The sequence below is a fragment of the Micromonospora eburnea genome, from assembly GCF_900090225.1.
GTDB lineage: Bacteria > Actinomycetota > Actinomycetes > Mycobacteriales > Micromonosporaceae > Micromonospora > Micromonospora eburnea.
The window spans coordinates 6,397,922-6,422,863 of the sequence record NZ_FMHY01000002.1 but is presented as its reverse complement, the minus strand read 5'-3'; the positions used below and the strand labels follow the sequence as shown (position 1 = coordinate 6,422,863).

At 72.7% G+C, this 24,942-nt stretch carries 27 protein-coding genes and 1 riboswitch; of the genes, 22 read left to right on the top strand and 5 right to left on the bottom strand.

Translation table 11 applies throughout. From position 1 onward, the window contains the following. Nucleotides 1-26: 26 nt before the first annotated feature. The 12 genes from secY (at nt 27) to truA (ending at nt 8,553) form a co-directional block, all read left to right on the top strand. Nucleotides 27-1,355 carry a preprotein translocase subunit SecY gene (secY, locus tag GA0070604_RS27910; protein WP_091125122.1) on the top strand — a complete coding sequence of 443 codons (1,329 nt, stop codon included), beginning with the start codon at nt 27-29 and terminating at the stop codon, nt 1,353-1,355. Continuing rightward, on the top strand, nt 1,356-2,009 hold the full coding sequence (locus GA0070604_RS27905; RefSeq protein ID WP_091125120.1) for an adenylate kinase: 654 nt from the start codon (nt 1,356-1,358) through the stop codon (nt 2,007-2,009). It abuts the gene before it with no gap. A 90-nt stretch (nt 2,010-2,099) separates the two neighbouring features. Continuing rightward, nucleotides 2,100-2,951, top strand: coding sequence for a type I methionyl aminopeptidase (map, locus tag GA0070604_RS27900; RefSeq protein WP_091125117.1), 852 nt, complete (start codon nt 2,100-2,102; stop codon nt 2,949-2,951). Nucleotides 2,952-3,007: 56 nt separating this feature from the next. Next, nucleotides 3,008-3,526, top strand: a complete 519-nt coding sequence (locus GA0070604_RS27895; protein ID WP_244162099.1) for a DUF1707 SHOCT-like domain-containing protein — start codon at nt 3,008-3,010, stop codon at nt 3,524-3,526. 269 nt (nt 3,527-3,795) lie between these two features. After that, nucleotides 3,796-4,017, top strand: coding sequence for a translation initiation factor IF-1 (gene infA, locus GA0070604_RS27890; RefSeq protein WP_007073013.1), 222 nt, complete (start codon nt 3,796-3,798; stop codon nt 4,015-4,017). A gap of 94 nt (nt 4,018-4,111) precedes the next feature. Continuing rightward, nucleotides 4,112-4,225, top strand: coding sequence for a 50S ribosomal protein L36 (gene rpmJ / locus GA0070604_RS27885; RefSeq protein ID WP_073834917.1), 114 nt, complete (start codon nt 4,112-4,114; stop codon nt 4,223-4,225). 260 nt (nt 4,226-4,485) lie between these two features. Next, a complete protein-coding gene (rpsM, locus tag GA0070604_RS27880) occupies nt 4,486-4,866 on the top strand; it encodes a 30S ribosomal protein S13 (RefSeq protein ID WP_089005226.1) in 381 nt (126 codons plus the stop codon). Nucleotides 4,867-4,884: 18 nt separating this feature from the next. Next, a complete protein-coding gene (gene rpsK / locus GA0070604_RS27875) occupies nt 4,885-5,292 on the top strand; it encodes a 30S ribosomal protein S11 (RefSeq protein WP_007073011.1) in 408 nt (135 codons plus the stop codon). A gap of 14 nt (nt 5,293-5,306) precedes the next feature. Then, on the top strand, nt 5,307-5,933 hold the full coding sequence (gene rpsD, locus GA0070604_RS27870) for a 30S ribosomal protein S4 (protein ID WP_091125110.1): 627 nt from the start codon (nt 5,307-5,309) through the stop codon (nt 5,931-5,933). A 98-nt stretch (nt 5,934-6,031) separates the two neighbouring features. After that, nucleotides 6,032-7,054, top strand: a complete 1,023-nt coding sequence (locus tag GA0070604_RS27865; RefSeq protein ID WP_013735931.1) for a DNA-directed RNA polymerase subunit alpha — start codon at nt 6,032-6,034, stop codon at nt 7,052-7,054. A 34-nt stretch (nt 7,055-7,088) separates the two neighbouring features. Continuing rightward, on the top strand, nt 7,089-7,646 hold the full coding sequence (rplQ, locus tag GA0070604_RS27860; RefSeq protein WP_091125107.1) for a 50S ribosomal protein L17: 558 nt from the start codon (nt 7,089-7,091) through the stop codon (nt 7,644-7,646). A 73-nt stretch (nt 7,647-7,719) separates the two neighbouring features. Continuing rightward, nucleotides 7,720-8,553 carry a tRNA pseudouridine(38-40) synthase TruA gene (gene truA / locus GA0070604_RS27855; protein ID WP_091127466.1) on the top strand — a complete coding sequence of 278 codons (834 nt, stop codon included), beginning with the start codon at nt 7,720-7,722 and terminating at the stop codon, nt 8,551-8,553. Nucleotides 8,554-8,568: 15 nt separating this feature from the next. Here the strand turns inward: truA and GA0070604_RS27850 are convergent, their stop codons facing one another. Further along, nucleotides 8,569-9,459, bottom strand: coding sequence for a hypothetical protein (locus GA0070604_RS27850; protein WP_091125104.1), 891 nt, complete (start codon nt 9,457-9,459; stop codon nt 8,569-8,571). Between the two features lie 480 nt (nt 9,460-9,939). Between GA0070604_RS27850 and GA0070604_RS27845 the strand changes: the two genes are divergently transcribed. The 10 genes from GA0070604_RS27845 to thiC all read left to right on the top strand — a co-directional run bounded on the left by GA0070604_RS27845 (nt 9,940) and on the right by thiC (nt 19,564). Further along, complete coding sequence (locus tag GA0070604_RS27845) at nt 9,940-10,545, top strand: class I SAM-dependent methyltransferase (RefSeq protein WP_091127465.1); 606 nt, start codon at nt 9,940-9,942, stop codon at nt 10,543-10,545. 41 nt (nt 10,546-10,586) lie between these two features. Continuing rightward, a complete protein-coding gene (locus GA0070604_RS27840; RefSeq protein ID WP_091125102.1) occupies nt 10,587-12,266 on the top strand; it encodes an ABC-F family ATP-binding cassette domain-containing protein in 1,680 nt (559 codons plus the stop codon). Nucleotides 12,267-12,405: 139 nt separating this feature from the next. Then, nucleotides 12,406-13,368, top strand: coding sequence for an aldo/keto reductase (locus GA0070604_RS27835; protein WP_208602360.1), 963 nt, complete (start codon nt 12,406-12,408; stop codon nt 13,366-13,368). A gap of 238 nt (nt 13,369-13,606) precedes the next feature. Further along, nucleotides 13,607-13,714: riboswitch (TPP riboswitch) on the top strand. Next, complete coding sequence (thiE, locus tag GA0070604_RS27830; RefSeq protein ID WP_091125097.1) at nt 13,709-14,335, top strand: thiamine phosphate synthase; 627 nt, start codon at nt 13,709-13,711, stop codon at nt 14,333-14,335. (Overlaps the previous riboswitch by 6 nt.) Beyond that, complete coding sequence (thiO, locus tag GA0070604_RS27825; protein WP_091125094.1) at nt 14,329-15,513, top strand: glycine oxidase ThiO; 1,185 nt, start codon at nt 14,329-14,331, stop codon at nt 15,511-15,513. Before thiE ends, thiO begins: the two co-directional genes overlap by 7 nt. After that, nucleotides 15,504-15,704 (top strand): sulfur carrier protein ThiS, encoded by a 201-nt coding sequence (gene thiS, locus GA0070604_RS27820; protein ID WP_091125091.1) that lies wholly within the window; start codon nt 15,504-15,506, stop codon nt 15,702-15,704. The genes thiO and thiS overlap by 10 nt, the downstream gene beginning before the upstream one ends. After that, entirely contained in the window at nt 15,701-16,480 is a 780-nt protein-coding gene (locus tag GA0070604_RS27815; RefSeq protein ID WP_091125089.1) for a thiazole synthase, read from the top strand. Before thiS ends, GA0070604_RS27815 begins: the two co-directional genes overlap by 4 nt. 62 nt (nt 16,481-16,542) lie before the next feature. After that, on the top strand, nt 16,543-17,169 hold the full coding sequence (locus GA0070604_RS27810; protein WP_091127464.1) for a thiamine phosphate synthase: 627 nt from the start codon (nt 16,543-16,545) through the stop codon (nt 17,167-17,169). Further along, complete coding sequence (thiD, locus tag GA0070604_RS27805; protein ID WP_091125087.1) at nt 17,166-17,954, top strand: bifunctional hydroxymethylpyrimidine kinase/phosphomethylpyrimidine kinase; 789 nt, start codon at nt 17,166-17,168, stop codon at nt 17,952-17,954. Before GA0070604_RS27810 ends, thiD begins: the two co-directional genes overlap by 4 nt. Nucleotides 17,955-17,971: 17 nt before the next feature. After that, entirely contained in the window at nt 17,972-19,564 is a 1,593-nt protein-coding gene (thiC, locus tag GA0070604_RS27800) for a phosphomethylpyrimidine synthase ThiC (RefSeq protein ID WP_091125084.1), read from the top strand. 45 nt (nt 19,565-19,609) lie between these two features. On the opposite strand, the gene GA0070604_RS34035 is transcribed toward thiC, so the two are convergent. The 4 genes from GA0070604_RS34035 to GA0070604_RS27780 form a co-directional block, all read right to left on the bottom strand. Continuing rightward, nucleotides 19,610-22,612 carry a hypothetical protein gene (locus GA0070604_RS34035; protein WP_091125081.1) on the bottom strand — a complete coding sequence of 1,001 codons (3,003 nt, stop codon included), beginning with the start codon at nt 22,610-22,612 and terminating at the stop codon, nt 19,610-19,612. 82 nt (nt 22,613-22,694) lie between these two features. Next, nucleotides 22,695-23,003 (bottom strand): cupin domain-containing protein, encoded by a 309-nt coding sequence (locus tag GA0070604_RS27790; protein WP_091125079.1) that lies wholly within the window; start codon nt 23,001-23,003, stop codon nt 22,695-22,697. Next, a complete protein-coding gene (locus GA0070604_RS27785; protein ID WP_091125077.1) occupies nt 23,000-23,950 on the bottom strand; it encodes an LLM class F420-dependent oxidoreductase in 951 nt (316 codons plus the stop codon). The genes GA0070604_RS27790 and GA0070604_RS27785 overlap by 4 nt, the downstream gene beginning before the upstream one ends. 2 nt (nt 23,951-23,952) lie before the next feature. Continuing rightward, complete coding sequence (locus GA0070604_RS27780) at nt 23,953-24,774, bottom strand: ABC transporter ATP-binding protein (protein WP_091125075.1); 822 nt, start codon at nt 24,772-24,774, stop codon at nt 23,953-23,955. Nucleotides 24,775-24,942: the final 168 nt, after the last annotated feature.

Here is a 24,942-nt window from a genome sequence, read left to right as displayed (position 1 = left end):
CGGCCGCCTCGCGCAGGAGGAAGAAGTTGCTGTCCGCCTTTCTCAGTGCGTTCCGAACGCCTGACCTGCGCAAGAAGCTGCTGTTCACAGTAGGCATCATCGCGGTCTACCGGCTCGGCGCCACGCTGCCCAGCCCGGGTGTCTCGTACGGGAACGTGCAGAAGTGCCTCGACGCCATCCAGGGCGGCGGCACCGGCGTGCTGAACCTGCTGGATCTCTTCTCCGGCGGTGCGCTCCTGCAGCTCTCGGTCTTCGCGCTGGGCATCATGCCCTACATCACCGCGTCGATCATCCTGCAGCTGCTGACGGTGGTCATCCCGCGGCTGGAGCAGCTTCGCAAGGAGGGCCAGGCCGGCCAGGCGAAGATCACCCAGTACACCCGGTACCTGACGCTGGGTCTGGGCATCCTGCAGTCGTCCGCGTTCGTGGCGCTGGCCCGCTCCGGGCAGCTCTTCCAGAACCGGTGCGACCAGTGGCCGATCGTCCCCCGGGACACCGGCATCCCGGACTGGCTGACCCTGGGCATCCTGGTCATGACCATGACCGCCGGCACCGGCGTGGTGATGTGGCTCGGTGAGCTGATCACCGACCGCGGCGTCGGCAACGGCATGTCCGTCCTGATCTTCACCTCGATCGCCGCCCGGCTTCCCAGCGAGGGCTGGAAGATCAAGACCACCAAGGGCTGGGGGATGTTCCTCCTCGTCATCGCCCTGGTTCTGCTGGTCATCACCGCGGTCACCTTCATCGAGCAGGCCCAGCGCCGGATCCCGGTGCAGTACGCCAAGCGCATGATCGGCCGGCGGATGTACGGCGGCACCTCCACCTACATCCCGCTCAAGGTGAACCAGGCCGGTGTTATCCCGGTCATCTTCGCCTCGTCGCTGCTCTACCTGCCGCAGCTCGCGCTCCAGTTCTTCGACCAGAACAACCCGGGTAAGACCCAGGCCTGGATCCAGAACCACATCGTGAAGGCGAGCGCGCCGGAGCACATCGCGATCTACTTCCTGCTGATCATCTTCTTCACGTACTTCTACGTGTCGATCACGTTCAACCCGACCGAGGTCGCGGACAACATGAAGAAGTACGGCGGCTTCGTGCCGGGCATCCGCCCCGGCAAGCCGACCGCCGAGTACCTCGACTTCATCCTCAGCCGGATCACCCTGCCGGGCGCGCTCTACCTGGGCATCATCGCGATCCTGCCGAACTTCTTCTTCATCTGGCTCGACAACCAGCAGTTCCAGAACTTCCCGTTCGGTGGCACCGCCGTGCTCATCATGGTCGGCGTCGGTCTGGAGACCGTTAAGCAGATCGAGAGCCAACTCATGCAGCGGAACTACGAAGGGTTCCTGCGGTAGATGCGACTCGTTCTGGTTGGCCCGCCGGGTGCGGGCAAGGGCACACAGGCCGAGTTCATCGCGGCCCACCTGTCGGTGCCGAAGATCTCGACCGGGGACATCTTCCGGGCGAACGTCTCCCAGGGCACGCCGCTGGGGGTCGAGGCGAAGCGGTACATGGACGCCGGCAAGCTGGTTCCGGACGAGGTCACCATCAACATGGTTCGGGACCGGCTCGCCGAGCCGGACGCCAGCGAGGGCTTCCTCCTCGACGGCTTCCCGCGTACCACGCCGCAGGCCGCCGCGCTGGACAAGCTCCTCGCTGACCTCGGCACCTCGCTGGACCTGGTGCTGGAGCTGGTCGTCGACGACGACGAGGTGATCCGGCGGCTCTCCGGCCGGCGGACGTGCCGTGGCTGCGGCAAGATCTGGCACGTCGAGTTCGACGCCACCACGCGGGACGGCATCTGCGACCGCTGCGGCGGCGAGCTGTTCCAGCGGGACGACGACAAGCCGGAGACCATCGCGGCCCGGCTCCGCGAGTACGCCGAGAAGACCGCGCCGCTGGTCGACTACTACGGCGCCCAGGGCAAGCTGGTCGGCATCGACGCGACCGGGCCGGTGGAGGATGTCACCGTCCGCGCCATCGACGCTCTGCGGTCGTACGGCGGCTGACGTCGCGCCGGCCCTCCGGCGGATAGAGTGCGAACAGCGGGGTACGTCCGACGTACCCCGCTGGTCCGTGCGACGAAAGGTAATGCCTCCATGCGTCGTCCCCAGCTGGACATCCAGCTGAAGACCCCCGACCAGATCGAGCTGATGCGTGCGGCCGGTCTGGTGGTCGCCCGCGCGCTGCGGCTGATGCGGGAGGCGGTCGCTCCCGGCGTGAGCACCGCCGACCTGGACGCGATCGCCGAGGCCACCATCCGCGAGGCGGGCGCGGTCCCGTCGTTCAAGGGCTACCACGGCTACCCGGCGTCCATCTGTTCCTCAGTGAACGAGCAGGTGGTGCACGCCATCCCGTCGTCGAAGCAGGTGCTCCAGGAGGGCGACCTGATCTCGATCGACTGCGGCGCGGTGCTGAACGGGTGGCACGGCGACGCCGCCATCACCGTCGGCGTCGGCGAGGCCGATCCCGCCCTGCTCAAGATGGCCGCGGTCGCGGAGGACGCGATGTGGGCCGGGATCGCCGCCGCGGCCCGCGGGGCGGCCAGCGGGAAGGGTCGGCTCACCGACATCTCGCACGCGGTGGAGCATGCGGTCCGCAAGGGGGGCCGCTACGGCATCGTCGACGGGTACGGCGGGCACGGCATCGGCACCGAGATGCACCAGGACCCGCACGTGCTCAACCACGGTCGTCCGGGCAAGGGGCCCCGGCTGGTGCCGGGTATGGCGCTGGCCATCGAGCCGATGATCACGATGGGTTCCCCGCGCACCGTCGAGCTGGCCGACGGCTGGACGGTGGTGACCCGGGACGGGTCGATGGCCGTGCACGTCGAGCACTCGATGGCCCTGCTGGACGACGGCGTGTGGGTGCTGACCGCCGAGGACGGCGGCCGGGCGCGCCTCGGCGGCCTGGTCACCTCCCGGCAGCCGGCGGACTCCCCGGCGGTCTGACGGCGGGGGACCGGCCCCTTGGCGGCCGGTGGCGCGTCGGTGGCATGCTGGCCCCCATGGAAGGGCGGGACAGGATGCGGGCGGGCGACGTCGACCGGCAGGCGACGGCGGATCGGCTCCGGGTGGCTCTGGAGGAGGGCCGACTCGACCTGCACGAGTACGACGAGCGGCTGGGCCGGGCGTACGGCGCGAAGACGTACGCCGAGTTGGACGAGGTCGTGGCGGACCTGCCCGGGGTGCGGCCGGCGGAGCGCTCCGCTGTGGTGCCCGCGCCGGCGCCGGCGACGCCCAGCCCGGTGTCGGACGACGAGGCGGCCGCCGAGCCCGTACGTCGTTCCGCCTCGCTGCTCGGGATCTGGTCGCCGTGGTTGCGGGTCGCCGGGATCCTCACCGCGATCTGGCTGATCTCGTCGCTCGGCTCCGGGCACGTCGTCCACTACTGGCCGGCCTGGGCGATCGGGCCGTGGGCGGTGTTCCTGCTGCTGCGGACGGTGGGCGTGCACGAGGGCGCGCAACCTCACCGCCGGGAGCGGCGGGACAGGCGGGAGCGGCGGGACCGGCGGCGGGGTCGCTGACCGCCGCGCTGTGGCCAGTGTCACAGGGTTGCCTGCCGGGCGTACGGATTTCGTCCGGCCGGGGGAATGCGTGGGTGGTCGGTTTGGCGACGGCATGCAGGCGGGCGTACACTTTCTGATCGGCGCACAGCGTCCACTCCTGCATGCCCACCCAGCGCTTCGGTGGGAGCGGGAGCCGCGGCTGGCGCGGGTTTCCTGATCATGGTCAGTTCACCCGTGTAAGACGTTGTGGGCCGTCCGGAGCAACCGACGTCAGGACAGCGGAGGACATGCCGAAAAAAGACGGAGCCATCGAGATCGAGGGTCGGGTCATCGAGCCTCTGCCGAACGCCATGTTCCGGGTGGAGCTCGCGAACGGCCACAAGGTGCTGGCTCACATCAGCGGCAAGATGCGGCAGCACTACATCCGCATCCTGCCGGAGGACAGGGTCGTCGTCGAACTCTCGCCGTACGACCTGACCCGCGGGCGCATCGTCTACCGCTACAAGTAAGCCTGACGACGGCCGGGGCATCCCGTGTCCGTCTTCGACGTCCGGTGTCGCGCATCGTCGTGTCTCCGGGCCCAGATGGGAAAGTAAGGCAACCGTGAAGGTCAAGCCGAGCGTCAAGAGGATCTGCAACAAGTGCCGGGTGATCCGCCGGCACGGCCGGGTCATGGTCATCTGCCAGGACCCGCGCCACAAGCAGCGCCAGGGCTGAGCCAGTCCCACCGGTCGTGACGGCCGGTCGGATCGGCCCGGGTCGCAGATTCCGACACCACATCATCAGCTCGCCCCAGCCGCGAACGGTACGCAGCGCGTACTCCCTCGTGGTTGACCCCCGGTCGGAGGCCGGGGCCCGCTCGGGCAGCGACCGATCCCGGTCGCCGGCGCGGAACGCGTCGGAAGGACGGGACGGTCGGTAGCGGGGTGGGGCGGGTCCACACCTCCGCCACAACATCACGAGGAGTACGCCCGCACATGGCACGTCTAGTCGGCGTGGATCTCCCCCGCGACAAGCGGATGGAGATCGCGCTCACCTACATCTTCGGGGTCGGTCGCACCCGCGCCCTGGAGACCCTCGCCGCCACCGGCATCTCGCCGGACAAGCGCGCTCGCGACCTCACGGACGAGGAGCTCGTGCAGCTCCGCGACCACATCGAGGCCAACTACAAGGTTGAAGGTGACCTGCGCCGCGAGGTCGCCGCTGACATCCGCCGCAAGGTCGAGATCGGCTGCTACGCCGGCATCCGGCACCGCCGTGGTCTCCCCGTGCGCGGCCAGCGGACGCGGACCAACGCCCGCACCCGCAAGGGCCCGAAGCGGACCGTGGCCGGCAAGAAGAAGCCCGGCAAGAAGTAATTAGGAGCGCACAGACTTATGCCACCGAAGGCTCGTGCCGGAGCCGCTGTCAAGAAGGTCCGGCGCAAGGAACGCAAGAACGTCGCCCACGGGCAGGCGCACATCAAGAGCACCTTCAACAACACCATCGTGTCCATCACGGACCCGACCGGTGCGGTCATCTCCTGGGCCTCCGCGGGCCAGGTGGGCTTCAAGGGCTCCCGCAAGTCGACTCCGTTCGCCGCGCAGCTGGCCGCCGAGGCCGCCGCGCGCCGGGCCATGGAGCACGGCATGCGCAAGGTCGACGTGTTCGTCAAGGGTCCCGGCTCCGGCCGGGAGACCGCCATCCGTTCGCTGCAGGCCGTGGGCCTCGAGGTCGGTCAGATCTCCGACGTCACCCCGCAGCCGCACAACGGATGCCGTCCGCCGAAGCGTCGCCGGGTCTGAGAGGTTAGAGAGAGATGGCTCGTTACACCGGTGCTGACTGCCGCCGTTGCCGGCGGGAGAAGATGAAGCTGTTCCTCAAGGGCAGCAAGTGCGATGGCCCGAAGTGCCCGTTCGAGTCCCGGCCGTTCCCGCCCGGACAGCACGGCCGCGGCCGCACCAAGGAGACGGAGTACCTGCTCCAGCTCCGTGAGAAGCAGAAGGCTCGCCGGGTCTACGGCGTGCTGGAGAAGCAGTTCCGCGGTTACTACGAGGAGGCCGTGGCCAAGCAGGCCAAGACCGGTGAGGTCCTTCTGCAGATCCTCGAGTCGCGGCTGGACAACGTGGTCTACCGGGCCGGCTACGCCAAGTCCCGGGACATGGCCCGTCAGCTGGTCAAGCACGGTCACTTCACGGTGAACGGCAAGAAGGTCGACATCCCGTCGTTCCGGGTCAAGGAGCACGACATCATCGAGGTGCGTGCGAAGAGCAAGGAGCTCACCCCGTTCCTGGTGGCGCAGGGTGAGGCCGGCTCGCGGACCGTCCCGGCGTGGCTGGAGGCCATCCCGAGCCAGCTGAAGATCCTCGTGCACTCGCTCCCGGCCCGCCAGGTGATCGACACCCAGGTCCAGGAGCAGCTGATCGTCGAGCTCTACTCGAAGTAAGGGCTCGTTGCGGTGGCCCGCCCTCCCGGGGGCGGGCCACCGGAACAGTTTGTGTCGTGGGCGTCATATGGCGGGCGCCCCGGAAGAAAAGAGAAAAGATGCTCATCAGCCAGCGACCGACCCTCTCCGAGGAGTCGATCAACGAGACCCGGTCCCGGTTCACCATCGAGCCGCTGGAGCCGGGCTTCGGCTACACCCTGGGCAACTCGCTGCGGCGTACGCTGCTGTCGTCCATCCCGGGCGCGGCCGTCACCTCGATCAAGATCGACGGCGTGCTGCACGAGTTCACCACGATCCCCGGGGTCAAGGAGGACGTGGTCGAGCTCGTCATGAACATCAAGGAGCTGTGCGTCAGCTCCGAGCACGACGAGCCGGTCAGCATGTACCTGCGCAAGCAGGGCCCGGGCGACGTGACCGCCGGTGACATCCAGCCCCCGGCCGGTGTCTCGGTGCACAACCCGGACCTGAAGCTCGCCACCCTGAACGGCAAGGGCCGGCTCGACATGGAGCTGACCGTCGAGCGGGGCCGCGGCTACGTCACGGCGGCGCAGAACAAGCAGGCGGGCGCGGAGATCGGCCGGATCCCGGTCGACTCGATCTACTCACCGGTGCTCAAGGTGACGTACCGCGTCGAGGCGACCCGCGTCGAGCAGCGGACCGACTTCGACCGGCTGATCATCGACGTCGAGACCAAGCCGTCGATGGGCCCGCGTACCGCGCTGGCCTCGGCCGGTTCGACGCTGGTGGAGCTGTTCGGGCTGGCCCGGGAGCTGGACGAGACCGCCGAGGGCATCGACATCGGGCCGTCCCCGCAGGACGCCCAGCTGGCGGCCGACCTGGCTCTGCCGATCGAGGAGCTGGACCTCACCGTCCGCTCCTACAACTGCCTCAAGCGCGAGGGCATCAACTCCGTTGGTGAGCTGATCGGGCGTACCGAGGCGGACCTCCTCGACATCCGGAACTTCGGTCAGAAGTCAATCGACGAGGTCAAGATGAAGCTCGCCGGGATGGGCCTGGGGCTGAAGGACTCGGCTCCGAACTTCGACCCGGCGCACGTCGTGGACGCCTTCGGCGAGGCCGACTACGACACCGACGACTACCGCGAGACCGAGCAGCTCTAAGTCCGGCTGCCGCCACATCTGAGGAGCACCAACAATGCCCACGCCCACCAAGGGCCCCCGCCTCGGCGGCAGCCCCGCGCACGAGCGGCTGATGCTGGCCAACCTGGCCACCTCGCTGTTCCAGCACGGCAAGATCCAGACCACCGAGACGAAGGCCCGGCGGCTGCGTCCGCTGGCCGAGCAGCTGATCACCAAGGCCAAGCGGGGCGACCTCGCCTCGCGTCGGCGGGTGCTGGCCGTCGTCAAGGACAAGGACGTGGTCTACAACCTGTTCGACCAGATCGCGCCCCGGTACGCCAACCGCAACGGTGGCTACACCCGGATCGTGAAGACCGGCCCGCGCAAGGGTGACGCCGCTCCGATGGCGATCATCGAGCTGGTGGAGGAGCTTCAGGTCGCCGAGCCGAAGGCGAACAAGAAGACCGCCGCCCGCAAGGCCGCGCAGCAGGACAAGGTCGAGGCCCTGGCCCCGGCCGAGGAGACCCCGGTGTCGGCCCCGGCCGACCAGGACTCCGAGCCGCCGGTGCACGTCTCCGGTGACACCGCCGCCGCCCGCGAGGACAGCGACGAGGCCAACGAGAACAAGGCCTGAGCTGAGGCAGATCGTCGGGCCCGGCACCCCTTCCTGGGGTGCCGGGCCCGACGGCGTGAACGGGAGGTACGAGGTGGACGAGCGGACCCGGCTGCGGCTGGACGTCTCGTACGACGGCACCGACTTCTCCGGCTGGGCGGCCCAGCCCACCCGGCGTACGGTCGCCGGGGTGCTGATGGAGGCGCTGGACCTGGTCCTCGGCGTGGGCACGGCGAGCGGGCTGACCGTGGCCGGCCGGACCGACGCCGGCGTGCACGCCACCGGCCAGGTCTGTCACCTCGACCTGCCGACCGAGGTCTGGCGGCAGCACGACGGGAAGCTGCTGCGCCGCCTGGCCCGGCTGCTCCCAACCGACGTGCGGGTACGCGCGATGACCGAGGTGCCCGCCGACTTCGACGCCCGCTTCTCGGCCACCTTCCGCCGCTACGAATACCGGGTGACCGACGCTCCGTGGGGTGCCGAGCCGCTGCGCCGGAAGGACACCCTGGCCTGGCCGAGGCCGCTCGACCTGGCGGCGCTGAACGCCGCGGCGGCCGGCCTGGTGGGGGAGCACGACTTCGCCGCGTACTGCCGGCGCAAGGAGAACGCCACCACGCTGCGCGAGGTGACCCGGCTGGACTGGCGGCGGGACCCGGACGGCATCCTGGTCGCCACCGTGCAGGCCGACGCGTTCTGTCAGAACATGGTGCGCAGCCTGGTCGGCGCGATGCTGGCCGCCGGGGACGGCCGTCGAGCCGCCACCTGGCCGGCCGGCCTGCTGACCCGGCGGGAACGGTCCAGCGAGGTCACCGTGGCGCCGGCGCACGGGTTGGCCCTGGTCGAGGTCGGCTACCCGGTGGACCCCGCCGAGTACGCCCGCCGCTCGGCGCTCACCCGTCGGTTGCGCGTCCCCGTCGCCGAGGGCTGACCGCGCCGGTCGTCGTCAGTTTCCGGACGGGTTCCGGTCGCGGGTGGCGGACTGGCTGGCGGTGCCGTCGGTCGGGCTCACGGTGGGCTGGTTGGCCACCCCGCCGTTCGCCCGGCGCTCCAGCACGCCACGGTTCAGGTAGACCTCGATCATGTCGTACAGGATGTCGCGCGTCTTGGCGTCGGCGGAGTTGATCTGTTCCCCGTCGGCGCGGGTGACCAGGCAGTAGGCGATGTAGTGGCCGCGTACCTGCCAGCCGACCCGGGCGGCGGCCTTGGCCACCGCCTCGGTGCCGTCGCCGGCCACCATGCCCTGGAACCGGCCCTGCCGCTCGTCGAGCAGCTGCCGGATCCGGTCCCGGGCCCGCTGGGCGCTGGCCGCGTCGGTGAGGTTCAACAGCCCGGCGGTGACCAGGTAATCGCCGTTCGGGGAACGGAGGGTGGCCCGGACCACCTGGTTGCAGCCGAGCCGGACAAGCAGGTCACCGATCTCCCCGGTCGCCGCGACCGTGCAGTCGGTGCCGGCCTGGGTCTTGAGCACCTGGTAGGTCTGTCCGCCGTCGCTGGGCACCAGTTGCTTGCCGGGGAAGACCTCCTTGACGGTGAGCGCCGACTGGTCGGTGTCCCGGGAGTCGAGGTCGCTCCGGTCGGCCGCGGCGGACTGGTCGACCACGGGCTGGTCGCTCGGCAGGGCGGCCGGCGGGGTGTTGGTCTGGTTCTGGAGCAGGGTGGCGACGGCCAACCCGCAGAGCGCGAGCAGCACCAGCACGGCGGCGCCGCCGATCAGCACCTGCCAGGCTCGACCGCCGTGCTTCCGACCGGCACGGCGGCTGGGTTCGGAGAGGTCCAGCGGGTCGGTCGTGCGCTGGAGCGGACCCGGGGGCGCCGACTCGGGGGGTGGCGACATCGCGGGTGCCGACTCGGGGGGCGCGGACATCGGGGGGGCCGAAACCGGAGGCGGCGGGGCGGCGGACGGGGGCGGCGCGGCGACCGTGGGGGGCGGCGCGGTCACCGGATGCGGCGGCGGAACGTCCGTCCGGGGCGCGGCCGGGGCGGCGGCCGACCGGGGTGGTGCCGCGGCTGCCTGTCGACGCGGCGGCGGGGTGGCGTCGACGGCCGGCCGGGTAGGCCGGACCCGTGGCGGCAGCGACGGTGTGGGGAAGCGGGACGGCGAGGGGCCCGCGGGCGGAGGCACCGGTGCTCCGGGCCCGGCCGGGGGCGACCCGGGCTTCGGGTAATCCAGGAAGGCGTCCTCATCGGACTCGTACCGATACACCATGTGGGTACAGTAGGACTGATTATCCCTTTAGGGGGTAATATCGGGAAATTCTAGCGGGGTGGCGTCGCGAGTTCGCCCGACCTCCGGGCCGGTGCGACAATGCCCGGCGTGACCGGCGACCACTACTTCACCGCTGAACCCACCAGCGCCGCCCAGCCGCGCGAGATCGAGTTTTCTGTCGCCGGGCGGGACTACACCCTCGTCTCGGCCGCCGGCGTCTTCTCCGCCGACCGCCTCGATCCCGGGACGGCGGTACTGCTGCGCAAGGGCGAGCTGCCGGCGGCCGATGCCACCGGCCCGCTGCTCGATGTCGGCTGCGGCTTCGGGCCGATCACCTGCGTACTGGCCACCGCCGCGCCGTCCGCCCCCGTCTGGGCGGTCGACGTCAACGAGCGCGCCCGCGAGTTCACCGCCGCCAACGCCGCCCGGGTCGGCGCCGCCGAACGGGTACGGGTGGCCGCGCCGGACGACGTACCGGCCGATCTCCGCTTTGCGCAGATCTGGTCGAACCCGCCGATCCGGATCGGCAAGGCGGAGCTGCACGAGCTTCTGCTGCGCTGGCTGCCCCGGCTCGCCCCGGACGGGGTGGCCTGGCTGGTCGTGGCCCGGCACCTCGGCGGCGACTCGCTGCACCGCTGGCTGGTCGAGCAGGGCTGGCAGGTGGACCGGCACGCCAGCCAGAAGGGGTACCGAGTGCTGCGGGTCACCCGGTAATCGAGTGTCGCCCGTCCCGGTCCCTCGGGCAGGATGCCCGCGTGGGTTACGTGGACGTGGCAGGGGTCGGGCACATCCTCCCGGACGGCCGGGAACTCTTCGCCGAGGTGTCGTTCCGGGTCGGCGAGGGCGCCAAGGTGGCGCTGGTCGGGCCGAACGGCGCCGGCAAGACGACGCTGCTCCGGATGGTCGCCGGTGACCTGGCGGTGAAGACCGGGACGATCGCCCGCTCCGGCGGCCTCGGCGTGATGCGGCAGTTCATCGGCATGATCGGGGACGACTCCACGCTCGCCGACCTGGCGCTCGCGCTCGCCCCGCCGGCGCTTCGCGACGCCGGCCGCCGCCTCGCCGAGACCGAGGCGGCCATGCGGGCGGCCGAGGTCCGCAGCAAGTACAGCACCGCCGCGGGTAAGGCCCAGCTCGAGTACGCGGACGCCCTGGCGGCCTGGGGCGAGGTCGGCGGGTACGACGCCGAGGTGCTCTTCGACACCGTCAGCACCATCGTCCTCGACCTGCCGTGGGACGCCGCCCGGGAGCGTCCGGTGCGGACCCTCTCCGGCGGCCAGCAGAAGCGCTTCGCCCTCGAACTGCTGCTGCGCGGGCCCGACGAGGTGCTCCTGCTCGACGAGCCGGACAACTTTCTCGACGTACCCGGCAAACGGTGGCTGGAGGGCCGGCTGCGCGAGTCCGGCAAGTCGGTGCTCTACGTCTCGCACGACCGGGAGTTGCTGGCGCAGACCGCCAACCGGGTGGTCGCCGTCGAGGGCGGCAGCGCCTGGGTGCACCCGGCCGGCTTCGCCAGCTGGCACGAGGCGCGGGTGGCCCGGCACGCCCGCCTCGACGAGCTGCGCAAGCGCTGGGACGAGGAACACCAGAAGCTGCGCGAGCTGATGCTGATGTACAAGCAGAAGGCCGCGTACAACTCCGACATGGCCTCGCGCTACCAGTCGGCGCAGACCCGGTTGCGCAAGTTCGAGGAGGCCGGGCCGCCGCCCGTACCCCCGAAGGACCAGGACATCCGGATGCGGCTGACCGGCGGGCGGACCGGCAAGCGCGCGGTGATCGCCGAGCAGCTCGAGCTCGACGGCCTGACCTACCCGTTCGACCTGGAACTCTGGTACGGCGACCGGGTCGCCGTGCTCGGCGCGAACGGCACCGGGAAGTCGCACTTCCTCCGCCTGCTGGCCCGCGGCGGCACCGACCCGGACCCGGCCAACACGCCGGTCGACGGCGCGGCGGCCCTCGCGCCGGTCGCCCACGACGGGGTGGTACGCCTCGGCGCGCGGGTGCGGCCCGGGCACTTCTCACAGACCCACGACCGGCCGGAGCTGATGGAGAAGACGCTGGTCGACGTCCTGTGGCGGGGTGACGAGCACCGCGCCGGCATGGACCGGCACGCGGCGATGGCGGCGCTGTCCCGGTACGAGCTGGCCGGGCAGGGCGACCAGCGCTTCGGCACCCTCTCCGGCGGGCAGCAGGCGCGTTTCCTGGTGCTGCTGCTGGAGCTCTCCGGCGCGACCCTGCTGCTGCTGGACGAGCCGACCGACAACCTCGACCTGGCCTCCGCCGAGGCGCTCGAAGCGGGTCTGGCCGCGTTCGAGGGGACGGTGATCGCGGTGACCCACGACCGCTGGTTCACCCGTTCCTTCGACCGGTTCGTGTTGTTCCGGGGCGACGGCGAGGTGGTCGAGACCCCGGAGCCGGTGTGGGACGTCGGATGATCATCGACGTTCTCGGCGCGTCGCGGTCGGCGGGCGGCAGGGGTCAGCCGACGTTGTGGAGCTGATGTCGTGAACGATTCACCGCGTCGGTCCGTCGACGTTCCGGCCCGGCCGGTGGCGGTCCTCCCTGCCGCATAGGCTGGCTTTCGTGAGTGAGATGACGTACCGCCGGTTGGGCGACTCCGGGCTCGTGGTGTCCGTGGTCGGCATCGGCTGCAACAACTTCGGCCGGAAGCTCGACCTCGACGGCACCCGCGCGGTGGTCGACGCCGCGCTCGACGCCGGGATCAACTTCTTCGACACCGCGGACATCTACGGTGAACCGCAGGGCAGCTCCGAGGAACTGCTCGGGCAGGCGCTCAAGGGCCGCCGGGACGACGTGGTGGTCGCCACCAAGTTCGGCATGGACATGCACGGCCTGAACGGACCGGACCACGGCGCCCGGGGTGCCCGCCGCTACATCGCCCGCGCGGTAGAGGCCTCGTTGCGCCGGCTCGGGACCGACCACATCGACCTGTACCAGATACACGAGCCCGACCCGGGCACCCCGATCGACGAGACGCTCGCCGCGCTGGACAGCTTGGTGACCGCCGGCAAGGTCCGCTACCTCGGCAACTCGAACTTCGCCGGCTGGCAGATCGCCGACGCCGACTGGACCGCCTCCTCCCAGGGCCGTACCCGGTTCATCTCCGCGCAGAACCACTACTCCCTCCTGGAGCGGAGCGTGGAGGCCGAGGTCATCCCCGCCTGCGAGCGGTTCGGCCTGGGCATGCTGCCGTTCTTCCCGCTGGCCAACGGCCTGCTCACCGGCAAGTACCACCGGGGCGAGGCACCGCCAGCCGGCAGCCGGCTCTCCGGCGGCGGCCGGTACGCGGAGCGGTTCGCCGCCGCGGACTGGGACACCATCGAGAAGATCGAGGCGTACGCGGCCGAGCGGGGGCTCACCATGCTCCAGGTGGCCATCGGCGGGCTCGCCGCCCGGCCGGCGGTGACCTCGGTGATCGCCGGTGCCACCACGCCCGACCAGGTACGCGCCAACGCCGAGGCGGGCGCCTGGCAGCCCACCGACGAGGACCTCGACGCCCTCGACGCCCTCCTCTGACCCCGTCGACACCCACTGCCCCGGCGCCCAGCGGTGCCGGGGCAGTGTGCTGTCCGTGCTGCCGCCCGTGCCGGGGGCGTGTCCACCGCGCGGCGTAGCCCCCGCCGATCGGCTCCCCACAGCCAGGGCCACGCTGCGTCCGGTGAACGGCCGAGCCGGGCGACCACAGGTGACGGTGGCTGGGAAATGTGTCACCCGTCCTTTGCGGATCCGCCGCGGGCGTCGTACGGTAGGCCGCAAGTGACCCACGGGAGCCCGGTGTACCGGGCTGAGAGGGGGGCTGCAGCCCCCGACCGTCGAACCTGATCCGGGTAATGCCGGCGCAGGGAGGAGTGTTGCCGTGCCGTCCCTGGGACGACTGCATCTGATCACCGACACCCGGCCGGGATGCGACCCGCTCGCCGTGCTGCGTGCCGCCCTGCCGGTCGCCCGCGCCGAACTGGTCGTCCAGGTCCGGGTCGCCGACGACGCCACCGACCGCGAGGCGTACGAGCTGGCCGGCCAGGTGGTCGCGCTGTGCCGGCCGTACGGGGCGGCCTGCCTGGTCAACGACCGGCTGCACGTGGCGCTCGCGGTGGCCGCGGCCGGTGGCCACGTGGGCGCCGAGGACCTGCCGGTGCCGGCGGCCCGCCGGGTGCTCGGCTCCGCCGCCGTGCTCGGTGTCACCGCCCGGGAGCCGCGAAGCGCCGCCGAGGCGGTCGCCGCCGGGGCCAGTTACCTGGGCGTGGGACCCTGCCACGCCACCGCCACCAAGGCCGGGCTGCCCGACCCGATCGGCCCCGACGGGGTACGCGCCGTCGTCGAGGCGGTGGACGTGCCGGTGATCGCGATCGGCGGGGTGACCGCCGCGCGCGTGCCGGCGCTGCGGGCCGCCGGGGCGTACGGGGTGGCGGTGGTCGGGGCGCTCTCCCAGGCCGCCGACCCGGCCCGGGCCACCGCCGAGCTGCTCGGGGCGCTGACGTGTTAGGAGGGGACCCCTCCTATACCGGAGGCGTTAACAGGGGGCCCTTCCTTCCGGATGTCGGGGTTGTGGGGGCGGGACCGGTCGGGCTGGCGATCGCGTGGCGGTGCGCGCAGCGCGGGCTGCGGGTGGTCGTCCACGACCCGGCACCGGGCTCCGGGGCGTCCCACGTGGCGGCCGGGATGCTCGCGCCGGTGGCCGAGGCGTACTTCGGGGAGCGGGAGCTGACCGGACTGCTCGCCGAGTCCGCCGCCCGCTGGCCGGCCTTCGCCGCCGAGCTGTCCGAGGCCGCCGGCACCGACGTCGGGTACCGCACCGACGGCACGCTGGTGGTCGGGCTGACCGCCGACGACCTGGCCGAGGCGCGCCGGCTCTGGGCGTACCAGCAGGGGTTGGGGTTGCCGATCACGCCGCTGCGCCCGTCGGCGCTGCGGGAGCACGAGCCGGCGCTGGCCACCCGGGTGCGCGGCGGCGCGGTCGCCCCCGGCGACCACCAGGTCGACCCGCGCCGGCTGCTGCCCGCGCTGCGGACGGCGGCCGAGCGGGCCGGCGTCACGCTGCGCCCCGCCCCGGTCGCCCGGCTCTCCGACGTGGCCGCCCGGGTCACCGTCGTCGCCGCCGGCTGCGGCGCGGCGGCGCTCACCGGGCTGCCGGTCCGGCCGGTGAAGGGCCAGGTGCTCCGGCTCCGCGCGCCCGATCGCGGCACGCCGGGCTTCCGGCACGTGATCCGGGGGTACGCCGACGGCGAGTCGGTCTACCTGGTGCCCCGGGACAGCGGCGAGGTGGTGGTCGGGGCGACCGTCGAGGAGCGCGCCGACACCGAGGTGACCGCCGGCGCGGTGCTCCGGCTGCTGCGCGCCGCCGTCGACCTGGTCCCCGAGCTGGCCGAGTACGACCTGGTGGAGGCGTCCGCCGGGCTGCGCCCCGGTACGCCGGACAACGCGCCGGTCATCGGGCCGCTGCCCGGCCGGCCGGGCGTGCTCGCCGCCACCGGCCATCACCGGCACGGCATCGTGCTCACCCCGGTCACCGCCGACCTGGTCACCGAACTGATCGTCACCGGTGAGCCGGACCCGCTGCTCGCCCCGTTCAGCCCGGACCGGTTCGTCGGCGCCGGCGCGTCGCCCGCCCCGGCCCGGGAACAGACCGCATCCGGCATCGAGGAGGAGCGCAGATGGAACTGATCGTCAACGGCGCCGGGCGGACCGTGCCCGGCGGAGCGACCGTGGCCGACCTGGTCCGGGAGGTCACCGACCAGCGGCGCGGCCTCGCGGTCGCGGTCAACGGCGAGGTCGTGCCGCGCGGCGGCTGGGCGGCGACCAGGCTGCGCGACGGTGACCGGGTCGAGGTGCTCAGCGCCGCGCAGGGTGGGTGAGCGGCGTGACCTTCGAGATCGGCGGGACCGCGTTCGGCTCCCGGCTCATCCTCGGCACCGGCGGCGCCGCCAACCTGCACGTGCTGGAGCAGGCGATCCGCGCCTCCGGCACCGAGCTGGTCACGCTTGCGCTGCGCCGGGTGGACACCGCGCCGGGCAGCGCCGGTGGCCTGCTCGACCTGCTCGACCGGTGCGGCGTACGGGTGCTGCCGAACACGGCCGGCTGCCACACCGCGTCCGAGGCGGTGAAGGTGGCCCACCTGGCCCGCGAGGCGTTCGACACCGAGTGGGTGAAGCTGGAGGTGATCGGTGACGAGCGCACGCTGCTGCCCGACGGGGTGGAGCTGCTGCGCGCCGCCGAGGAGTTGGTGGCCGACGGGTTCACCGTGCTGCCGTACACCTCGGACGATCCGGTCCTGGCCCGGCGGCTGGCCGACGTGGGCTGCGCGGCGGTGATGCCGGCCGGCGCCCCGATCGGCTCCGGCCTGGGGGTGAGCAACCCGCACCACATCCGGTTGATCCGGCAGGCCGTGGACGTGCCGGTGATCCTCGACGCCGGCATCGGCACCGCTTCGGACGCCGCGCTCGCCATGGAGTTGGGTTGCGACGCGGTACTGCTGGCCAGCGCGGTCACCCGGGCTGCCGACCCGGAGGCGATGGCCACCGCCATGCGCCACGCGGTGCAGGCTGGGCGACTCGCGTACCGGGCGGGCCGCATCCCCCGCCGCCTCCACGCCCTCCCCTCCACTCCGCACGAGGGCAGGCCCGACCTGTGACCGCGGTTCCTGCCGTGGACCTTGGGGGGAGATGGCCCCTGGCGGGGCCGGATTCCTCCAGGATCTGGTCGGGCGCCGCGCCGTCCGGAGTGGTGGTGCTGACGGATCGGTGGGTGGCGCGGAATCCGCTGCCCGAGGTGATCGCGGCCGCTGTGGGTGGCGGAGCGCGGTGGGTGGTGTTGCGGGAGAAGGACCTGCCGCGCGCCGAGCGGGCCGCGCTCGCCGCCGACCTGCGGGCGATCCTGGCCGAGGCGGGCGGCACCCTGGTCGTCGCCGGGCCGGACCCGCTCGACGGCGACGCCGTCCACCTGCCCGCCGCCGGCCCGTACCCGCCGCCGCGCGTCGGGCTGGTCGGCCGCTCCTGCCACAACGCTGCCGAGCTGGCCCGGCTCACCACAGAGGACTACGCCACCCTGTCACCCGTCTTCCCCACGAGGACCAAGCCCGGTTACGGCCCACCCCTGCACCCGGGCGGGCTGGCCGACCTGATCCGGCTCAGCCCGGCGCCGGCCCTCGCCCTCGGCGGCATCGAGACCGTGGCACAGGTGCAGGCGTGCGTACGGGCCGGTGCCGTCGGTGTGGCGGTGCTCGGTGCCATCATGCGCGCCGACGACCCCGGCGAGGTCGCCGCCACGCTGGGCAGCGCCTTCGAAGAGCCCGCAACCGAAACCACCGGGGAGGGGAGGTGACGCCGCGAACCGTCCTCACCATCGCCGGATCGGACTCCGGCGGCGGGGCGGGCATCCAGGCCGACCTCAAGGTCTTCGCCGCCCTCGGCGCGTACGGGACCAGCGTGCTCACCGCGATCACCGCGCAGAACACCCGGGGCGTCGACGCCGTCCTGCCGCTGCCCCCGCGGACCGTCCGCGAGCAGCTCGACAGCGTGCTCGGCGACTTCGCCGTACGCGCGGTTAAGACCGGCATGCTCGGCACCCCGGCGGTCGCCGACGTGATCGCCGCGGCGGCGGAGGCGGGGCGACTGCCCCGGCTCGTCGTCGACCCGGTGCTGGTCGCCACCAGTGGGTACCGGCTCGGCGGGGTGGAGGCGGTGCGGCGGCTGCTGCCGTACGCCGAGGTGGCGACGCCGAACCGCGCGGAGGCCGCGGCCCTCACCGGACGCCCGGTGGCCACGGTGGAGGAGACGGTCGCGGCGGCTGAGGCCCTGGCGGCCGCCGGCCCGGCGCACGTGGTGGTGACCGGCGGCGATGCGGACGCAACGGGTGAGTCGGTGGACGTGCTGGTCGGCGGTGGGGCGACCACGCTGCTGCGCGCGCCCCGGGTGCCGACCCGGCACAACCACGGCACCGGCTGTTCGTTCTCGGCGGCGATCGCCGTCCGGCTGGCGGCCGGCGATCCGGCACCGGTCGCGGTCACCGCCGCCAAGGAGTACGTCACCCGCGCGCTGGCCGGCGCGCGGGACTGGGAGCTGGGCGCGGGACCCGGCCCGCTGGACCACTTCGGATGGTCCGCGTGAGGCGACAGGAGGCTGTCATGCAAACACGACGCAAGGTCTACGTCGAGGGGTCGCGGCCGGACATCCGGGTGCCGTTCGCCGAGGTGGCGCTGACCGGAGACAACCCGCCGGTACGGCTCTACGACACCTCCGGCCCCGGCTCCGACCCGGCGGTGGGGCTGCCGCCGCTGCGCGGACCGTGGATCGCCGACCGGGGTGATGTCGCCCCCGTGCGGGGCGCGGGCACCCCGCTTGCCGGCGCGGACGGGAAGCGCCCGACCCAACTCGCCTACGCGCGGGCCGGACGGGTCACGCCGGAGATGGAGTTCGTGGCGATCCGGGAGGGCGTGCCGCCGGAGTTCGTCCGGGACGAGATCGCCGCCGGGCGGGCGGTGCTGCCGCTCAACGTCAACCACCCGGAGTGCGAGCCGGCGATCATCGGCCGGGCGTTCCTGGTGAAGGTCAACGCCAACATCGGCACCTCGGCGGTCAGCTCCTCCGTCGCCGAGGAGGTGGAGAAGCTGACCTGGGCGACCCGCTGGGGTGCGGACACCGTGATGGACCTGTCGACGGGGAAACGGATCCACGAGACCCGCGAGGCGATCGTGCGGAACTCGCCGGTGCCGATCGGCACCGTGCCGATCTACCAGGCGCTGGAGAAGGTTGGCGGCGACCCGGTGAAGCTGAGCTGGGAGGTGTTCCGGGAGACGGTCGTCGAGCAGGCCGAGCAGGGCGTCGACTACATGACCGTGCACGCCGGGGTGCGGCTGCCGTACGTGCCCCTCGCGGTGGACCGGGTGACCGGCATCGTCTCCCGGGGCGGCTCGATCATGGCGGCCTGGTGCCTGGCGCACCACCAGGAGAACTTCCTCTACACCCACTTCCGCGAGCTGTGCGCCCTGATGGCGAAGTACGACGTGACGTTCTCGCTCGGCGACGGGTTGCGCCCCGGGTCGATCGCGGACGCCAACGACGAGGCGCAGTTCGCCGAGCTGCGTACCCTCGGCGAGCTGACGAGGATCGCCTGGGAGTACGACGTCCAGGTGATGATCGAGGGCCCCGGGCACGTGCCGATGCACAAGATCAAGGAGAACGTGGACCGCCAGCAGGAGTGGTGCCACGAGGCGCCCTTTTACACGCTCGGGCCGCTGACCACGGACATCGCGCCCGCGTACGACCACATCACCTCGGCGATCGGCGCCGCGATGATCGGTATGTTCGGCACCGCGATGCTCTGCTACGTCACGCCGAAGGAACACCTCGGGCTGCCGGACCGGGACGACGTCAAGGCGGGTGTCATCGCGTACAAGATCGCGGCGCACGCGGCGGACCTGGCCAAGGGGCACCCCGGGGCGCAGGCCTGGGACGACGCGCTGTCCAAGGCCCGGTTCGAGTTCCGCTGGGAGGACCAGTTCAACCTCGCGCTCGACCCGGAGACCGCGCGGTCGTACCACGACGCCACGCTCCCGGCCGAGCCGGCGAAGACCGCGCACTTCTGCTCGATGTGCGGGCCGAAGTTCTGCTCCATGAAGATCACTCAGGACCTGAAGGACTACGCGGCGCGCGGCATGGCGGAGAAGTCCGACGAGTTCCGGTCCGCCGGTGCCCGGGTCTACCTGCCGCTGGCCTGAGCCGCACCGGGCCGGGCCGGCCAGCTGGTCGGCCCGGCCGACGGATCAGTCGCGGTGGTGGCGACCGGTGCGCGGCGTACGGGGCCCTTCCCCGTCGGCGTCCGAGGCGAGCCCGGCGACCCAGTCGACGTACTCCTCGTCCTGCGTCGCCAGCTGCTCCGACTCGTGGTCGGACCGGCCGGTGTCGTCCAGCCCGCCGTCCCTGGCCCGGTTACGCCGGAACAGGCCACGCCGGACCTTGGGCTTCCCGCCGCCCGGCTCCGCCTTCGCCGTGGAGCCGGCCACGACCGGCTCGCCGGCGGCGGCGTGCTGGCCGCCCGCAAGCGGGCCGTTCGGGATGACCGGTGTCACGCGCCGGGCGTTGGCGAAGGCGTCCCAGCGGGCTTCCCGGCCCAGGTCGGGCAGGGAACGGTGCCGGGGATGCGGTGCCGGCTCGATCCGAGCCTCCGCCGTCGGTGCGCCGTTCCGGTCCGAGATGCCCGTCGGGTCGCTCGTGACGCCGCCGGCCGATCCGTTGTTGCCGAACGGGGAACGCGGTTGGCTCGGCGCGGGTACGGCCGGTTCGTTCCGCGCGGTTGTCGCCGGTCGACCCGGTGGGGGCGGGCCTGGCCACGCCGGCAGGGGGTCGTTCGGCCGGTCCGCGACATCCTCGAAGATCGGGAAGCGCGGGCGTGGTGACTCCGGCGCCTCGACGGGGGTGAGGTGGTCGCCCGCGACCGGTTCGTCGTCGTCCGAGAAGAAGTAGTTCGGCGTCCCCCGGCCACCGTCGGCTGCGGGGGCCGGCGCATCGTCCGGGGCCGGGGTACGGGTGCCGGTCACCTGGCCGGGGCCGTCGGCCGGCCGGGGCGCCGGCAGCGCCGACCGCGCCACACCCTCGACGGCCGGCGCGGCGGTGTGCGGATCGACCAAGGCAGTCTCGGCCGGGGCCGCCTGGCCCGTGGCCGGCTCGACCGGGTTCGCCTTGGCCGGCACCGCCTGGGCAGGTGCCGTCCGGGCCATCGCCGCCTGGGCCGGGATCGGCTCGACGGGAGCCGGCTCGGCCGGCGTCTCCTCGACCGGCTTGGGTTCGGCCGGCGTCTCCTCGACCGACGTTGGTTCGGTCGGTGCCGCCTCGGTCGGCGTTGGTTCGGTCGGTGCCGCCTCGGTCGGCGTTGGTTCGGTCGGTGCCGCCTCGGTCGGCGTTGCTCCGGTCGGCGTTGCCTCGGTCGGTGTCGCCTCGATCGGCGGTGCGTCAGCCGCTGTGGTGGCCGGGCCGGTGCGAACCCCGCGACCGCGCCTGGACCGTCCGTCCGGCCGGGGTTGGGTCGAGGCGGGATCGGCGTCGCCCGCCACCGGCGAGTCCGGGCCGGCCGCCACGGGCGAGTCCGATCCCGAGCCGGACGCCGGGCCCGGATCAGCAGCGGCCGAGGCCGGGGCAGGGTCCGGAGCGGAGATGCCCGGCTCGGCGGGCGGTTGCGGGGCCGGGCGGCCGGCGGCGAGTACGTCGATGGCGGAGGTACGCCGCCCCGGGGGCAGCAGCCCCGGAACCGGCAGGTTCCGCGCCAGAGCGTCGGCCTCCTGATCGGCGACCGGCTCGTCGGTGTCGGCCGCGTCGGTCGTCCTCGGCGGAGCAGCCGGTTGCGCCACGGTGGGCCCGGCCATCGGCTCCGGCTCGTCGGCGCGGGCCTGCTGCCCAGCGGCGGGCTCGGCGGAGGCGGGCACGCCGGACGTCGGGTGGTCGGCGGCGGGGATGGCCTCGGCGGAGGGGTGCTCACCGGGGTTCTGCTGCGTAGCGGCGGGCTCGGCGGAGGCGGGCACGCCGGACGTCGGGTGCTGCGTAGCGGCGGGCTCAGCGGAGGCGGGCACGCCGGACGTCGGGTGATCGGCGAGGGAGATGGGCGCGGCGGCGGCTTGGCGCGCCTCGGCGGTGGTGTGGCCGGGGGCCGTCCGGGCGGCACCGGACTTGCGGGCCGGCGCGAGACCCGAGGGGACCGGCCAGTCCCAGTGCGCGGGGGCCGCGGCCGCGGTCGGGATCGTCTCTGCCGCCCGACGCCCCACCCCGTTGATCAAGGAATTCCCGTCTGATTGGAGATCGACTCTGACGCCAACTCCTTGATCGGCCGGTGCCGCACGGCCGCTGTCCGACCCAGGGGTGGCGGGCGATGGTGGGAGAGGCTGGAGGATGTCGGTGGGTTCGAGCGCGGCGGTCTCCGGCTCCGCGGCCGGCCGGCGCAGCACCGTGGTGGCCGTCGAGCCGAGCGCGCCGGCGGCGACCGCGATCAGTGCCGCGTAGTAGGGCGCGAGCTGGTAGCGGTCGGCCGCGTTGCCTGGGCCCGCGGTCAGGTACGCGAAGGCCAGCAGCACCGGCCCCGCCGCCCCGGCCGCCCCGCCGACCAGCGGAAGATGGCCGCGTCGGCGGGCCAGCGCGCCGACCGCCGCGCCGGCGAGCAGGGCGAGCAGGGGCAGGAGCAGCATGGCCAGGCGCTGCGCGGTCGCCGCATCCAGCCAGGATGGTTCGAGGACCCCGAGGCGTACGGTGACCAGCGGCCCGGCCGAGGACACCGACGGCGCGGCGGAGATCAGCGCGAGTAGCCAGACGGCCCCCGCGGTGAGTGCGATGTTCCACCCGAAGGGCGGCTTGAGCAGGACGACGATCGCGGCGCCCGCCCCGATGAGCGCGCCGAGGATCGCGCAGATGCCGACCGCCCACACCGGGTCGACGGTGCCGCCGAGTTCGGCGGTCCGGGCCGGTTGCATGCACAGTGGTGCGACCACGGCCGCGCCCAGCGCGGCGGCGCCGGCGACGCTGAGCTGTTCCGTGGTGCCACCCGGGATCCCGTCCCGGCGGGCGAGGCGTTCGGTGCCGACGGCACCGGCCACCGCGGCGACCGCCGCGAACCAGCCGACCCAGGCGAGCTGGGCGGGCCACCGGTTGATCGCACCGTCGGTGAACGCGCCGTCGAGGCGCACGACGCCGAACCCGTACGCGATGCCGAGCTGACCGGCCCCGGCCAGCACGCTCGCCCCGAGCGCCGTGAGCAGCAGCCTGCTCCACGTCCGAAAGGCCATGTCGGGCACGTTACGGCCCGGTGACCCCGATCGCCACAAATGACAGCGCGGCGCGGCGCGTCGGCGCGACTACCGAGGGTGGCTACTTCAGCTCGACGAGGCGGGCCAGGTAGGTCGTGTCCCCGACGTTGGTCAGCATGTGCACCGCGCCCGGGTCGCGGTAGACCACGCCGCCGGTCGGTTCGTCGGCGTCGATGGTGGTGCCGTCGATGGTCTGCACGACGTTCCTGGCCCCCTGGATCGCGATCACCAGGTAGGGGTGGTCGTGCCGGTGTAGCGGCTGCCGCTCGCCCGGCTCCAGGCGGATGTGCCAGACGCGTACCCTGTCGTTCTCGTAGACGATCTCCTGGCCCACGGGACCGAGTTCGAGGTCGGCGGAGAGGTCGGTCATCGGGTCCCGTCCAGTTGGGGAAGCACCTCGGTGGCGATGAGCTCCAGGTGGTCGAGGTCGGCGAAGTCGATCAGGCGCAGGTGGGCTCGGGTGGCACCGATCGCGGCGAACTCGCCGAGCCGGTCGACGAGCTGCGCGGGGGAGCCGACCACCGGATCCTCCGGCGGGAGGGCGCTCTTGACGTGCAGGGGAGCGGCGCGGCGCTGCGCCTCTGCGTCGGTGCGCCCGACCGCCACCACGATCCCGGTGGAGAGCACCAGCGGCGTACGCCCCGACGCGGTACGTCCGACCCGGTCGCACGCCTCCCGTACCCGCTGGTACGCGTCGGCGGTCTCGGCGACGCCCTTGAACGGCACGTTGAACTCGTCGGCGTACCGGGCGGCCAGCTCGGGGGTGCGCTTCGGCCCCCGCCCGCCGATGATCAGTGGCGGCCCGGGCCGCTGCACCGGCTCGGGCAGCGCGGGCGCGTCGACGAGCTGATAGTGCTCGCCCTTGAAGCTGTACGTCTCGCCCGACGGGGTGCCCCACAGCCCGGTGATGACCTGCAACTGCTCGGTCAGCCGGTCGAACCGTTCGCCGATGGGCGGGAAGGGGATGCCGTACGCGCTGTGCTCCCGCTCGTACCAGCCGGCGCCGATGCCCAGCTCGACCCGGCCCCCGCTCATCTGGTCCACCTGGGCCACCTGCATGGCCAGCGGGCCGGGCAGCCGGAAGGTGGCCGAGGTGACCAGGGTGCCGAGTCGGATCCGGGAGGTCTCCCGGGCCAGCGCGGCGAGCGTCAGCCAGGCGTCGGTGGGGCCGGGCAGCCCCGGTTCGTCGCCCATCGAGCGGTAGTGGTCGGCCCGGAAGAAGCCCTCGAAGCCGGTCTCCTCGACCTGGCGGGCGAACCGGAGCTGGTCGTCGTAGCTGGCCCCGCGGTGCGGCTCGGTGAACACCGTCACCCGCATGGTCAGCGCTCCCCGGCCCCGATCCGGGCTGGCGTCCCCGCCGGGTCGGGCTGTGCGGGTACGTCCGGTGCGTTCCGTTCCATCAGCAGCTCGTGCAGGTCGGCGCTGATCCGGGCCACGTCGGCCAGGTGCGCGTGGCGACCCAGGGTGCGCGGCCGGGGTACGTCGACCTCGACCACCTTGCGGATCCGGCCGGGACGCGGGCTTAGCACGACCACCCGGTCGGCGAGCAGCACCGCCTCGTCGATCGAGTGGGTGACGAAGACGATGGTCGCCTTCGTCTCCATGTGCACCCGCTGGAGTTCGCCGGAGAGTTCTTCCCGGGTGAGCGCGTCGAGCGCCGAGAAGGGCTCGTCCATCAGCATCACGCGTGGTGCGGCGATCAGTGACCGGCAGAGTGACACACGCTGCTGCATGCCGCCGGAGAGTTCGTGCGGCAGGCGCTTCTCGAAGCCGCCCAGCCCGGCCATCGCCAGCAGCTCGCGGGCCCGGTCGCGGTGCTTCGCCCGGCTCATGCCGAAGATCTCGACCGGAAGCAGGACGTTGTCCAGCACCGAGCGCCAGGGCAGCAGCGCCGGCCGCTGGAACAGCATGGCGATGTCGCGGCGCGGCTTGGTGATCGGCGTGCCGCCGACGGTGATCTCACCCCCGGTGACCGGGAGCAGGCCGGCGATCATGCGGAGCAGGGTGGACTTGCCGCAGCCGGAACGGCCGAGGACGGCGACGAATTCGCCCTCTGCCACATCGAGGTCGATGTTGCGTATCGCCTCGACCCGCCCGGAGCGGCCGTCGAAGGTGCGGGACACACCGGACAGTCGGATCATCGCCCGCTGGCTCCTTCCACGTCGTGAACCAGAGCCGGGCTAGCGTAGCGGGTCGTTCCCCAGTGCACGGTCAGGGGTGGCGGCCTCCGCTTTCCGTCGGACAAGTTCGTTTCCTTTCCGCAACCCGTACGCCCGACGGTGTCCACTGACCTTCTCGTACGCTGTTGC

Bases quoted from the DNA above. Each gene is read 5' to 3' on its own strand.
- GA0070604_RS27905 (WP_091125120.1), top strand. From the start codon at position 1,356: ATGCGACTCGTTCTGGTTGGCCCGCCGGGTGCGGGCAAGGGCACACAG.
- map (WP_091125117.1), top strand. From the start codon at position 2,100: ATGCGTCGTCCCCAGCTGGACATCCAGCTGAAGACCCCCGACCAGATC.
- GA0070604_RS27895 (WP_244162099.1), top strand. From the start codon at position 3,008: ATGGAAGGGCGGGACAGGATGCGGGCGGGCGACGTCGACCGGCAGGCG.
- infA (WP_007073013.1), top strand. From the start codon at position 3,796: ATGCCGAAAAAAGACGGAGCCATCGAGATCGAGGGTCGGGTCATCGAG.
- rpsM (WP_089005226.1), top strand. From the start codon at position 4,486: ATGGCACGTCTAGTCGGCGTGGATCTCCCCCGCGACAAGCGGATGGAG.
- rpsK (WP_007073011.1), top strand. From the start codon at position 4,885: ATGCCACCGAAGGCTCGTGCCGGAGCCGCTGTCAAGAAGGTCCGGCGC.
- rpsD (WP_091125110.1), top strand. From the start codon at position 5,307: ATGGCTCGTTACACCGGTGCTGACTGCCGCCGTTGCCGGCGGGAGAAG.
- GA0070604_RS27865 (WP_013735931.1), top strand. From the start codon at position 6,032: ATGCTCATCAGCCAGCGACCGACCCTCTCCGAGGAGTCGATCAACGAG.
- rplQ (WP_091125107.1), top strand. From the start codon at position 7,089: ATGCCCACGCCCACCAAGGGCCCCCGCCTCGGCGGCAGCCCCGCGCAC.
- GA0070604_RS27850 (WP_091125104.1), bottom strand. From the start codon at position 9,459: ATGTCGCCACCCCCCGAGTCGGCGCCCCCGGGTCCGCTCCAGCGCACG.
- thiS (WP_091125091.1), top strand. From the start codon at position 15,504: ATGGAACTGATCGTCAACGGCGCCGGGCGGACCGTGCCCGGCGGAGCG.
- thiC (WP_091125084.1), top strand. From the start codon at position 17,972: ATGCAAACACGACGCAAGGTCTACGTCGAGGGGTCGCGGCCGGACATC.
- GA0070604_RS34035 (WP_091125081.1), bottom strand. From the start codon at position 22,612: ATGGCCTTTCGGACGTGGAGCAGGCTGCTGCTCACGGCGCTCGGGGCG.
- GA0070604_RS27790 (WP_091125079.1), bottom strand. From the start codon at position 23,003: ATGACCGACCTCTCCGCCGACCTCGAACTCGGTCCCGTGGGCCAGGAG.
- GA0070604_RS27785 (WP_091125077.1), bottom strand. From the start codon at position 23,950: ATGCGGGTGACGGTGTTCACCGAGCCGCACCGCGGGGCCAGCTACGAC.
- GA0070604_RS27780 (WP_091125075.1), bottom strand. From the start codon at position 24,774: ATGATCCGACTGTCCGGTGTGTCCCGCACCTTCGACGGCCGCTCCGGG.